Source organism: Bacillus sp. CH_70, assembly GCF_038007045.1.
Classification (GTDB): domain Bacteria; phylum Bacillota; class Bacilli; order Bacillales; family Bacillaceae_G; genus Bacillus_A; species Bacillus_A cereus.
The window spans coordinates 1,487,286-1,499,909 of the sequence record NZ_JBBOWL010000001.1 but is presented as its reverse complement, the minus strand read 5'-3'; the positions used below and the strand labels follow the sequence as shown (position 1 = coordinate 1,499,909).

Here is a 12,624-nt window from a genome sequence, read left to right as displayed (position 1 = left end):
TATATACGAAATGAAAACAAAGTTTTCATTTGCATGTTTAAGAATTTCTCATCACATACTCTTTTTCAATACCATTCACAAGAAAATATATTAAACCTATATAAATAGTATACAGCAAAACCAGCTTGAAAAAAGTATGTTTTGAAATATAATAGCGAATATATTCTGACAGTTTTATTCCTCTTTAACTAACTTCTTACAAATCAGCTCATTTGTCAAGGAAAGAGACTCACAATTCATGTATCCTTTACATTTCTATTTCAACAAAAAAAGAAAGAGGATTATCCCCTTTCTTTATTTCGCAAACACTCCTGAAACAATACTCATAATTTTTTGGACAACTTCTTCAATTGATAAAGAAGTCGTATCTAATTCCAATGCATCATCAGCCTTTTTTAGTGGAGAAACTTCGCGTTCTGAATCTAATTTATCACGCTGAGCAATTTCTTCTTTTAGCTGCTCTAAATTAGAAGCGAAACCTTTATTTAAATTTTCTAAATGCCTTCTTTCCGCTCTTTCTTCAACAGAAGCAAGCATAAAGATTTTCACTTCAGCATCCGGTAATACATGTGTACCAATATCACGGCCGTCCATTACAACGCCGCCTTTTTTCGCTAACTCTTGCTGACGACGTACCATTTCTTCACGAACGAGGCGATGCTTCGCTACAATAGATACTCGATTCGTCACATCAGGTGTACGGATTACTTCAGAAACATCTTGTCCATTCAAAAATACAAGCTGCGTATTTTCTCCTTGCTGAAATTCAATATTTACATTCTTTACAACTTCCATTAACTGTTCTTCATTTTCAATATCTACTTTTTGTTCAAGGGCTGCATATGTAAGCGTACGGTACATCGCGCCTGTATCAATATAAACGTAAGAAAGTTCCTTCGCAACAACTTTTGCCACTGTACTTTTCCCAGCAGCTGCTGGACCATCTATAGCAATTGAAATTCGTTTATCCATTGTAACACCTCATTTTTTCACTTATAAAACAAAACGAAAAGCAGGTGTTCACCCTGCTTCTTCTCATTTGCTTCACGTCATTAAATCCTCAATTATTGTAGCATAATCCTTCATAGAAGAAAATGAAAACTACCTATTCACCTGCAAGATTTCTGCTTTATTTTTTACCATGACACCTTCGTAATAAACAATTTTAGATAAATATTTCACTGATGACTTATGTATAAATAACAATTGTACAACAGAAAGACAAATGAATTGTATTATTAATATACGAATAAAAATTCTCTCCATCTTTTTCAACATAATTGCCCCTCCTATACTATATTTGCACATTTCGTTTCGTGATTTTATACATCGTACATATAGCAGTTAATTTTATTGTCATTTTCGAGGCATACTTTTATACATTTCCATTGTCGAATTTACTCAAAACATGTTATGTTCTAAATGTATTTTTTTACTTGAAAGGGGTATAAGCATTGAAAAGAATCCTAGTTTTACACACAGGTGGAACAATTGCAATGGAGGAAGATAAAGAAACTGGGGTCGTACAACCAGGTGAAAAAAATCCTCTTTTAAAATTCATTCCTGATTTAGAAGGCGATGTTGATTTAATCGTTGAAGATGTGTTCCATCTACCATCTCCTCATATGACACCGAGCGAAATGTTACAATTACAAGTCATCATTGATGAAAGAGTAAAACAAGACAACATTCATGGCGTAGTCATTACGCATGGTACGGATACATTAGAAGAAACAGCTTATTTCTTAGATTTAACAGTACAAGCAACCATTCCGATTGTTGTGACAGGTGCAATGCGCTCTAGCAATGAGTTAGGTGCTGATGGTCTATATAACTTCTTATCAGCTGTAAAAGTTGCTAGTTGTGATGAAGCTGCAGAAAAAGGTGTTTTAGTCGTATTAAACGACGAAATTCATTGCGCTACAAATGTAACGAAAACACATACAAGTAATGTCGCAACATTCCAAAGCCCACAATATGGACCAATTGGAATGGTAACAAAACGCGGTGTTGTCTTCCATCACGCTTTAGTACATCACGAAACATATACGATAAACAAAGTATCTAAAAATGTAGTTGTTCTAAAAGCATATGCCGGCATGGATGATACATTATTAGCAGCAATCGAAAATCTTCCTGTAGACGGTATTGTTATCGAAGCGCTTGGACAAGGTAATCTACCTCCAAGAACACTTCCTAGTCTAGAACGATTATTAAATAAAGGTATTCCTGTCGTATTAGTTTCTCGCTGTTTCAACGGTATCGTTCAAGACGTATATTCGTATGAAGGTGGCGGTAAACACTTAAAAGATATGGGCATTGTATTCACATACGGCTTAAATGCACAAAAAGCACGCATTAAATTACTTGTCGCATTAGAGAATACAAATTCTCATGAATCCATTCAAAATATGTTTATGCACGAATAAAAAGGAGCTGTCGAGGTTTTCCCGACAGCTCCTTTTTATTTTTCTCTTGATGCAATAGTTTGTGCAATCGCATCTCCATGAAATCTACCGTTCTCGATAAATATTTCATTTGCATTATTTCCAGCAGCTATGACACCTGCAATGAAAATATTTTCAGCATTCGTTTCCATTCTATCCTCTGTATAAATTGGACGTCCTGTTTCTTCATCAATCTTAACACCCATCTTTGTTAAGAAGCTATGATCAGGATGATAACCAGTCATCGCAAATACAAAATCATTTTGGATTGTAAAATCTTCACCATCAACTGTAAACGTTAATGTATGCTCAGTAATTTCTTTCACATGAGCCCCGAAATGCATTTGAATTGTGTCATTTCGTACTAACGCCTCAAATTCCGGCAAAATCCAAGGCTTTATGCTTGGTGAATACTCACTTCCACGATACAGTACCGTTACACGCGCACCAGCTTTAACAAGTTCTAACGCGGCATCTACACTCGAGTTTTTCCCACCTATAACTACTACATCTCGATCAAAATAAGGATGCCCCTCTTTAAAATAGTGAGCTACTTTCTTCAATTCCTCACCTGGAACATTCATATAATTTGGATTATCATAATATCCAGTTGCTACAACAATATATTTCGCTATATATATTTCTTTACTTCCGTCACGCTTTGTCGTCTCAACCTGAAAAACTTCTCCATCGTTTTGAACTTTCTCCACTCGCTCAAAAGCATTTACACGTACAGATTTACGTTTTACTACTTCACGATAATACGCAAGCGCTTGATTTCGAACTGGCTTACGATTTTCTGTAATAAAAGCTACATCACCAATTTCTAATTTTTCACTAGAAGAGAAAAATGTTTGATGAGTTGGATAATTATAAATGGCATTTACAATGTTTCCTTTTTCAATTACTAACGGATTTATCCCTACCTTTTGCAACGAAATCGCTGCCGCTAATCCGCACGGACCGCCTCCGATTATAATAACTGTTTCTTTCTGCATACTCGTCCACTCCTAGTCTTCTACCAATACACTATTTATAAAAACAAGAAAAAACCTACTTACAGCAGTAGGCACCTATCTTTATTGTATTCATTTTTCATATATTTGTCATCTAAACGAAACGTACATCCGATAGACATCTGCTAAAAACTGCTGAAATTTAATACCTTGTTTCCCTAATACATTCTCAGGATCAATCTTTCTAGCTGGATCAAGCGTTTTATGTGACACGATATCTTTTTTCGGATTTAAGCCAAAATTTTGGCATAAATACGCATGATACCATGTAAAACGATTATATGCTTCCCAAAAGTTAACATCACCGCCATAACAAAGTTCCACTCCAATGGCCGCCTTATTCGCGTCATAGCCGTATAAGTCATTATCCGTCGGCACACCATATCGAACATGATATGCAACTTCATTTATAGGAATAATCTCCAATATTGTTTTATCATCTATAAATGTATGCGCCGAAGCTTTCGGTTGTAATTCATTAAAGTAATCTCGATTTCCTATCGCATTGCTTCCAGGATTCCCCGTATCATGACTTACAATAAATCTCACTTTAGTTAGAGGAATCCCCGGTCGTGAACTTCCATATCCTATATAGTTGCGCTCTATAGGAAACATCGCCATTGCTACCAACTCCCGCTCTAGAAGATTACCTTACTTCCTTATATATGTATTCGGTAGCAATGTCCTTATCGCATATTTCTTACGCGAAGAGAAAATCGAAAATATTTGAAGTGAACACCATAAACAACAAGATACTTACAGCCACTCCATAAAAACCGTAAAACCAAACACAATCTTCTTTCGTATCTAAACCGAAAAATTTGTTTACCGATTGTAATAATGTGCCACGCTTGCTTTGTTTGTTTCGTAATACTTCCACTCGCTCTACAACATCTGCTGGCATCATAAATCTTTGGTCTACTGTCATTTTCATCATTTATCTCTCCTTAAAATCATTTCCGTTTTGTTTATCTAAGGAGAGTATAGCACGTTTGTTCGTGTAGAACAAGCGTTCTTTTTATTTTTATTTTATTTTTCAGCAAGCCAAGTAAAAATTGAGATTACAACGGCAATAATCGGCCCTACTACAACCATACCAAATATCAAAAACAGTAGCCCTTCCCCGAATATCCGAACAGTACTTATTTTTCGAGCTTTCACCGTTCTTGCAAGTTCTCCCTCTAACCTCTTAACCTTTTCTTCTAATTGTTCTACTCGTTCCAGCATTTCATTCTCCATATACAACACCTCATTTAATACTTCAACAAAAAAACGTGATTCCCTCGAAAGGAAATCACGTTTTCTCAAGATATAATATTTTATACCCAACCTCTGAAGCGGCTTGCTTCAGCCATTTTACGAACACCAATCATGTACGCCGCTAAGCGCATGTTCACTTTACGAACTTGTGCTGTTTCATAAATAGAATCAAATGATTTTACCATTACTTTTTCTAAACGTTGTTCTACTTCTTCTTCAGTCCAGTAGTAACCTTGGTTATTTTGTACCCACTCAAAGTAAGATACCGTTACACCACCAGCACTTGCTAATACGTCTGGAACAAGTAAAATTCCGCGATCTGTTAAAATTTTAGTCGCTTCTAATGTTGTTGGACCATTTGCAGCTTCAACAACGATTTTCGCTTTAATATCATTAGCATTTTCTTCTGTAATTTGGTTCTCAATTGCAGCTGGAACTAAAATATCGCAATCAAGCTCTAACAATTCTTTGTTTGAAATTGTATTGTTAAATAGCTTTGTTACTGTACCGAAGCTATCACGACGGTCTAATAAATAATCAATATCTAATCCGTTTGGATCATGTAAAGCGCCGTAAGCATCTGAGATTGCAATAACTTTCGCACCTGCATCATGCATAAATTTAGCTAAGAAGCTACCAGCATTACCGAACCCTTGAACAACAACGCGTGCACCCTTAATATCAATGCCACGTTTTTTCGCAGCTTCGCGAATACAAATTGTTACACCTTTCGCAGTTGCTGTTTCACGTCCATGTGATCCACCTAATACAAGCGGTTTACCTGTAATAAATCCTGGTGAATTAAATTCATCAATACGGCTATACTCATCCATCATCCATGCCATAATTTGAGAGTTTGTGAATACATCTGGAGCCGGAATATCTTTCGTCGGACCTACGATTTGGCTAATTGCTCGTACATAACCGCGGCTTAATCTTTCTAACTCACGGAATGACATTTCACGTGGATCACAGATAATTCCACCCTTACCTCCACCATATGGTAAATCAACAATACCACATTTTAAACTCATCCAGATTGAAAGTGCTTTCACTTCATTTTCTGTTACATTCGGATGGAAGCGAATTCCACCTTTCGTTGGACCAACAGCATCATTATGTTGTGCACGATATCCTGTAAATATTTTAACAGTCCCGTCATCCATACGAACTGGTATTTTCACTGTCATCATACGAATTGGTTCTTTTAATAATTCATATACTTCGTTTGGATAACCCAATTTTTCTAACGCTTCACTAATAACAATTTGTGTTGAATTCAATAGTTCAAAATGTTGTTCCCTTTGTTGTTGTGTTTTTGTTTGAGTTCCCTTTTCGGCTACCATAGTAAGTAAACCCCCTGTAATTTCACTTGTTTAGTAAACCTTCATTGCCTAGTATACACCCTTAAATTTGGAATGCAATAGAAAACGCTAACAAATATATACAAACTATTTTCTGTTGCAAGCGTTTTCACTATTATTATAGTCCTTTTATTACTTTTAGAAAAGTAAAATACTTAAATATTTAAATATTTTTTATTTTCCTCAGCGACGCTCCCATAAAACTGCATATTTTATTTTCAAAAAGTATGTTCGCGTATTTACTATCATCCCTTCCCTTATCCAAATAAAAACAAAACCTCAGCTATGTTGTATTAGCTGAGGTTTTGTTTTTTCACAAAGTAATTGTGTATTTGTTCTATCGCGTTAAAATCCATTAACTCTTTACCGTACTCCATGATGCGATAAATAGTTGCTGTAGACGGATTGCCGTATTCCGCTAAAATAGCTATAAAATCCGCTTTTAACAATTGAATTTGTTCCTCTTCTTCCACCCAAAGATAGAAGCGCTCATCCCACGTATATAGCTTTCCGCCAGTTACACCAAGGTTATATAAGCGATTCGACAGGTTAATTATGTCATCTAGCGTAGCAAACTCATATAATATATGTTCACTTTCATCTAGAGTCACTTGCATTTCAATAAACTCGTCACGGAACTCATCATCCGTATCCATTTCTTGATTTTCTTTCGTTACAATTACAACCATCCCTTGTGCTTGTAGAGAAAACACTTCAACTGCAATCGGACCATCTGCTTCAAATCCTAATTCCTTATTTGCTTCTTGCATCATATCACGAAATAATTGCTGTACTTTCGGCGCATTTCTCCATAAATCTTCTTTCGTTAATCCTCTTTCAGATAAATCATCAAATGTTAGAAAAATTTTTATCTTATTGTAATTTAATCGTTCCAGCCTCATCTCATACCCTCCCTACGTAACCAATGCATCTAATTTTTATTATATGAAATAGAAAATAGATGGTTCTTTTCGAACAACTATTCCGACATTTTTAACCATTCATCCCATTCTTCTTTCGTATCACCAATTAAGATTGTTTCAATGTCCAACTGGTTTAGAACGCCTAGCTTTCCGATAAATCCAACAGAAAGAGATTCCCTTTTTTCTTGTAATACATTTATAAAGTTCATCGTCTTTTTCATTTCTAGTTCGTCAGCAAAAGATACAAATACATATTTCGGCTGTATTTCCTCTACCGCTGACAACATACCATCTTCAGCTAAGCTTGTCCTAATATATATCGCCTCATATCCTTTTAAGCGTAAATAAGTTGAAAAAATAAATCCTTTCAATGCATTCTTTTCTAACACAATAACTTTGTGTAAAGAAGAAAACATTGAGGCATTGTGATACACCATCCCTAGACGCGTTTGTAAAAATGATAGTGCATATTGAAATTGCACCATTGAAATCTCATTATTATTTTTTGACGTTAATAATTTGTCTGTCACTCGAAGAACGATACTGGCAACAACCTTTTCTGTTGAATATATACTAAAAGCTTCGTTTAATAATGCAGCAATTGTAATTTCATCAAATTTTAACAAAGCTTGTAGCAAATCGTCCACTAAAACAACTTCTTTATCGAAATGTATCTCTTTTTGAACTGTACTCTGCAAACGATTCTCTTCTAATAACTGAACTGCTTGTCCAATCATCATACCGGAAGAAACTTTTTCCATTAACCATTTTAAAATTTGAATATGCTCTTCTGTATATAAGCGATGCCCAGCTTGATTCCGCTTTGGGGCAATAATTTGATATCGTCTTTCCCATGCGCGAAGCGTACTCGGCTGAACTCCAATTATATTTGAAACAGCTTTTATATTATATTTCCCACTAAGAGTTGGCATCATTTCCCTCCGCACAATGTAATAATATGTGTTTGAGCAGGCGCTCGGAAACGAAGTGGTATCAATGTTGTTCCGTACCCATTACTAACAAAGAGAATCGTATTCAAATGGTTATATACGCCACCTTTTAAATATTTTTTAGATGGGAATAATCGGATTTGTCCTCCATGCGTATGTCCACTTAATACAAGTGAGATCTGTTCATTTCCAGACATCTTTTTTATTATATCAGGGTTGTGACTAACTAAGATACGAAAACCATCTTCTTTACAATCCGCCAATGCCAAATCTAAACGATCACGGTGCAATCCAACATCATCTATACCGAGCAAACAAATTTTCTCGCCTAATTCAGACTCAAATACCACTCTTGTATTATCTAAAACTTTTACGTTATTTTCTAATAATAAAGCATCTAATTCATGATATTCTATCTCATAATCATTGTTTCCCCACACAAAATATACAGGAGCTATCTCTCTTAACTTTTGAATATTGGCAGAGATTTTTGATAAAGAGACTCCTTTCTCGGCTAAATCTCCTCCGATAATTACGAGATCTACTTTTCCTTTTACTTGTTCAATTAACAAATTCGAAATGACTCTTCTATGAATATCAGAAATAAAAAACACATTTACTTTTTGAAAACTTTTCGGAAATTCTTTAAATACTAAAGTATGTTCCAACACTGTATTACGCATCGCTTCTTTATACATCACAAGAAGTAATAAAATCCCCATTCCTATGAGAGTACTGAATAATATAATCCATATCATATTTTTTACTCCCCTCATCATAAAGATAACCCTAGGCTTTTATAACAAACTGCGTTCGCCTAATTCACTAGCTCTCTTGCTTTGTGGACTTATCTTTTATCGGAATTTTTAATTCTTGACCTGCACTCACTTCATCTTCTTGCAAGTTATTATACTTTTTAATTACTTCAACCCCATTTTCATCTGAAAAATATTGCTTCGCTATACTTTCTAAAGTTTCTCCCTCTTTCACAGTATGCGTTATCGCTTTTTCAGACTGTTTCTGCGACTCAGATTTAGCTGAATCAAAGAAGATTACTTCAAACGCACTTTTCCCGGCATTATTACTATCGCCCTTCACCTGAATATATTTATCCGTATACCACAAAATACTAATCGGCAGCAGAATGAATAGAAATGTTAAAACCCGGACGAAAATATGATTTATTTTAAACTTTTGTTTTTTCTCTTTATTTCTATGAATTTCACTACGCGGCGGTAAACTTTCTTTTTCTTCTACTCGCTCAACTTCTAATTCCTCTTCAAAATCAGGAATTCGTTTCCTCATGTTGTTCACCACCACCTTCCATTTATTTTCTTAATTGAAGTCCCATTATAAAATCAACAAGAAAGTGTGCAAAGATTGTTATAAACAAATTCCCTGTCCATTCAAATACATAACCAAAGACAAAACTAATGAAACAGACGAAACAAAACAAAAATGGCTTTGTTATATAACGAATATGTAACACTGCAAATACGAAACTCGCAATTACAATTCCAAAATGAGTCTGCACTACACCTCTAAATAAAAATTCTTCTGCAAAACCGATTACGAACGTAATAATGAGTAAATGCAGAACCGACATTCCTCGAAACATCTTATCGTTAATACCACCATCATCAAACCAAGACTCTGAAAACACTCGCATTGCAACATAATCTAATAACACAATACCAATCGCTAACAAACCACCTATAATAAGTATAGATACTGGTTCCCATCTCCATAAATTAAACACTTCTTTTACATCTTGAAATAATATATATGCTAGTAAACAGCCAATACCGATAATAATTAACTGTGTTATATATAGATTCAGCCTTATTTCCTGCGGACTCATATCTTCAACATTATGCCTTTGAATGTTCATCATTCCCCCATCTTTTCTAGGCCGAAAAGCTTTTGTAACTCTGTTTCCCAATTATAGTCGAAATCCGATTGTTGCGCTCGTCTTTTTTTATAATCTTCTTTTGTAATACCACAATAATCACAGCAATTATTTAACTCTTTCTCTTTCCTATAACCGAACTGTTGCAGCACATATTCACGTCTACATCCTTTAACTCGTATCCATGACTTCATATTTTCTAGCTCACTATATTTATTACGCAACCTTATTTCTACTTCAGCTATTAATCGGTTCATAATTTCATCTGACAAACTCTCTAATAATAATCTTCGTTGTTGTATAATTCCAACCTGTTCGAGATGATAACGAACGAAACGCCAATATTGCTCATTAAATCTTGCTGCATTATAACAAATTTCTTCTACATCTTCTATTGGTAATTCTTTCGTTTGAAACATTCTTTCTTGTAGTAAAGAAAATAAAAATTGTATTTGCGACTTACTTGGCAATTCATCCTCAATGATTGAAATTGGTAAATCATGATCCAACGGACTACACAATAAAATAGCTATACTCGGTTCGCCATCTCTTCCAGCTCTTCCGATTTCTTGTAAGTAAGAAGCTATATTAGTTGGATAATGAAAATGAATAATATATTGCGTATTCGCCTTATTTACCCCCATACCAAATGCACTTGTACATATTACAAGCTGCAATTGATCGTTCATAAACTGTTGTTGAATTAACATACGCTCTTCATGTTCCATACCACCATGATAAAAAGCTACACCAGTAACACCTTTTCCTCTCAAGTATTCCGTTAACCTTTCTGTCCACGCTCTACTTGAACAATATACAATTCCCGGCCCTTGTAAATACATCACCTGCTCCAAAAGCGCCTCTTTCTTTTCTTCTATCGTCTCTACAAATTGCACCTCCATTGCAATATTAGGACGGTCAATAGAGTATACATGTTCCGCGGCACCCTTTAAATTTAAACTGTCTGCGATATCTTGTAGTACCCCTTTTGTCGCTGTGGCTGTCAATGCTAATACTGTAGGAGAACCAATATTTTCAATAACTACATTTAGTTTCTTATAGTCCGGTCTAAAATCATAACCCCATTGAGAAATACAATGAGCCTCATCAACAACAAATAATGAAATATGAATTTTCTTCAATTCCCTAATTAATAACTCCGACTGTAACATCTCTGGTGAAACAAAAATAAATTTATATGAAGATAATTTTTTCATCGCTTCTCTTTTTTCATTTAATGTCCGAAAACTATTAAATGCTATCACTCGGTTTTTCACAACATACTTTAATTGTGTCACTTGATCTTCCATTAAAGATAATAACGGTGATACAACAAGCACTGTTCCTTCTCGCATAAGCCCCGGAAACTGATAGCACATAGATTTCCCTCTTCCAGTCGGAAGCATTGCTATCACATCTTTTCCTTCTAATAAATCTGTAATAACTCCTTTTTGACCTGGACGAAATTCAGAATATCCAAACCACTTATATAAATATTCTTCAAGTTTCATTTACACCCTCCATCCGCGCTAATACAAGACGAACTTCAAAATAAGAGATATCTTCTCCAACAGCTTGTTTCAAAACACGTAACTTCCGCGTTTGTAATGCTTCAATTACTTTTATTACTTTGTCTATCTTTTCTTTTTCCATAAACATTTCAATAGAAAAATCTTTTTCTCGCAAAGCAATTTCAACAAAATGATCTTCTATCGTTGCAACCTTTAAATTCCGAATCGTCGCTATTTCTTCTAAAGAACGCCCTTGTCTCCAAAAATTATATGTTTTTTTCGTGGATAAACTAAATAATTCAGCTCTCTCATTTGGATAAGATATAATTTCAGCTAATAGTGGAAATTCATTTTCTTTATCACGAACTTCTTGTATAAAGAAATGCATTGTACCCCAAAATAAAAAATACACCCTGAATATATCTTGTTTCGTAATTTCTGCTAATTGTTGCAATGTACAACCAATACGTTCATAGCCCGTTAGTCGATATGTTACAATCGTCGCTTCTATCGCATTACTCTTTTCCAAAAGATTATGTACTTCCGTCCATAGTTTCCTCGCCAACTCACTTCTTTTATATGGCCTTCCTGTTAGAAAACGTTTTACCCACATCATTATTTCTGTATCTTGTTGAATTGGGATAAACTTCGTATTATTCTGTTGTAAATTTGATATGGTTTGAATAATCAATGATAATCTTTTCCAAAATGTTTCACCTAATTCACCATAATGTAAACCATGCAAATGTGCTGGAAAAGCATAAACTTCCTCCCATTTATGTAACTGCATTTTACCCGTAGGTGTTAACACATATGTATTTTCATGTATTTCTTGAATAAAATCCGCTTGCAACAACTTTACAACTTCACCATCATAGTCATTTCTATTTAATGATTTATATATCCCAAATAAAAAAGAAATCCGGAACATATTTCCATCTTGTAAAGTTTGCGAAGAACGTTTGCCCTTTAGTAAATAATAAATAGAAGAAACGGTTCTTTCACCATTCAATTGTTTTAAACAATGCAACAAAGTATATTGTATTTGCATGACCGCTTCCACCTTCCAATCTTAACTTCATTCTTTTCAGTACAATTACACTATCTACTGTCGCTCATTAAACTTATCATATAAGAACTATATACTTGTATATATTCTATTGTATCAAACGAAATCACATTTACGTATTTTGAAAATCTTATGAAATAATTCAAAAATAAGTTGACACTCTAATTGATAAGCA

At 34.6% G+C, this 12,624-nt stretch carries 15 protein-coding genes; 1 reads left to right on the top strand and 14 read right to left on the bottom strand.

Annotated elements, in window-relative coordinates; all coding sequences use genetic code 11:
* Nucleotides 1–294: 294 nt before the first annotated feature.
* Together cmk and N2V79_RS07730 are read right to left on the bottom strand one after the other, a co-directional pair.
* On the bottom strand, nt 295–972 hold the full coding sequence (gene cmk, locus N2V79_RS07735) for a (d)CMP kinase (protein WP_095691160.1): 678 nt from the start codon (nt 970–972) through the stop codon (nt 295–297).
* Between the two features lie 129 nt (nt 973–1,101).
* A complete protein-coding gene (locus N2V79_RS07730) occupies nt 1,102–1,275 on the bottom strand; it encodes a YpfB family protein (protein WP_023521499.1) in 174 nt (57 codons plus the stop codon).
* Between the two features lie 179 nt (nt 1,276–1,454).
* Between N2V79_RS07730 and ansA the strand changes: the two genes are divergently transcribed.
* The gene (gene ansA, locus N2V79_RS07725; protein WP_000822009.1) at nt 1,455–2,429 is read left to right on the top strand and encodes an asparaginase; all 975 of its coding nucleotides are present in this window, start codon (nt 1,455–1,457) and stop codon (nt 2,427–2,429) included.
* A gap of 35 nt (nt 2,430–2,464) precedes the next feature.
* Here the strand turns inward: ansA and N2V79_RS07720 are convergent, their stop codons facing one another.
* The 12 genes from N2V79_RS07720 to N2V79_RS07665 form a co-directional block, all read right to left on the bottom strand.
* A complete protein-coding gene (locus tag N2V79_RS07720) occupies nt 2,465–3,445 on the bottom strand; it encodes a YpdA family putative bacillithiol disulfide reductase (protein WP_001168518.1) in 981 nt (326 codons plus the stop codon).
* A gap of 108 nt (nt 3,446–3,553) precedes the next feature.
* A complete protein-coding gene (locus tag N2V79_RS07715) occupies nt 3,554–4,084 on the bottom strand; it encodes a peptidoglycan recognition protein family protein (protein WP_001240655.1) in 531 nt (176 codons plus the stop codon).
* Nucleotides 4,085–4,163: 79 nt separating this feature from the next.
* Entirely contained in the window at nt 4,164–4,400 is a 237-nt protein-coding gene (locus N2V79_RS07710) for a DUF3961 domain-containing protein (protein WP_001983018.1), read from the bottom strand.
* A gap of 92 nt (nt 4,401–4,492) precedes the next feature.
* The gene (locus N2V79_RS07705; protein WP_000426766.1) at nt 4,493–4,702 is read right to left on the bottom strand and encodes a hypothetical protein; all 210 of its coding nucleotides are present in this window, start codon (nt 4,700–4,702) and stop codon (nt 4,493–4,495) included.
* Nucleotides 4,703–4,782: 80 nt separating this feature from the next.
* Nucleotides 4,783–6,069, bottom strand: coding sequence for an NAD-specific glutamate dehydrogenase (gene gudB / locus N2V79_RS07700; protein ID WP_000225172.1), 1,287 nt, complete (start codon nt 6,067–6,069; stop codon nt 4,783–4,785).
* A gap of 311 nt (nt 6,070–6,380) precedes the next feature.
* Nucleotides 6,381–6,989 carry a genetic competence negative regulator gene (locus N2V79_RS07695; RefSeq protein WP_001235398.1) on the bottom strand — a complete coding sequence of 203 codons (609 nt, stop codon included), beginning with the start codon at nt 6,987–6,989 and terminating at the stop codon, nt 6,381–6,383.
* A gap of 77 nt (nt 6,990–7,066) precedes the next feature.
* Nucleotides 7,067–7,942 carry a MerR family transcriptional regulator gene (locus N2V79_RS07690; RefSeq protein ID WP_065228528.1) on the bottom strand — a complete coding sequence of 292 codons (876 nt, stop codon included), beginning with the start codon at nt 7,940–7,942 and terminating at the stop codon, nt 7,067–7,069.
* The gene (locus N2V79_RS07685) at nt 7,942–8,718 is read right to left on the bottom strand and encodes a metallophosphoesterase (RefSeq protein WP_000637796.1); all 777 of its coding nucleotides are present in this window, start codon (nt 8,716–8,718) and stop codon (nt 7,942–7,944) included. The genes N2V79_RS07690 and N2V79_RS07685 overlap by 1 nt, the downstream gene beginning before the upstream one ends.
* A gap of 67 nt (nt 8,719–8,785) precedes the next feature.
* On the bottom strand, nt 8,786–9,265 hold the full coding sequence (locus N2V79_RS07680) for a LysM peptidoglycan-binding domain-containing protein (RefSeq protein ID WP_001231555.1): 480 nt from the start codon (nt 9,263–9,265) through the stop codon (nt 8,786–8,788).
* 22 nt (nt 9,266–9,287) lie between these two features.
* Complete coding sequence (locus N2V79_RS07675) at nt 9,288–9,851, bottom strand: CPBP family intramembrane glutamic endopeptidase (protein ID WP_340719756.1); 564 nt, start codon at nt 9,849–9,851, stop codon at nt 9,288–9,290.
* Nucleotides 9,851–11,380, bottom strand: a complete 1,530-nt coding sequence (gene recQ, locus N2V79_RS07670) for an ATP-dependent DNA helicase RecQ (protein WP_000762977.1) — start codon at nt 11,378–11,380, stop codon at nt 9,851–9,853. The genes N2V79_RS07675 and recQ overlap by 1 nt, the downstream gene beginning before the upstream one ends.
* The gene (locus N2V79_RS07665; RefSeq protein ID WP_001167017.1) at nt 11,370–12,431 is read right to left on the bottom strand and encodes a helix-turn-helix domain-containing protein; all 1,062 of its coding nucleotides are present in this window, start codon (nt 12,429–12,431) and stop codon (nt 11,370–11,372) included. The genes recQ and N2V79_RS07665 overlap by 11 nt, the downstream gene beginning before the upstream one ends.
* Nucleotides 12,432–12,624: the final 193 nt, after the last annotated feature.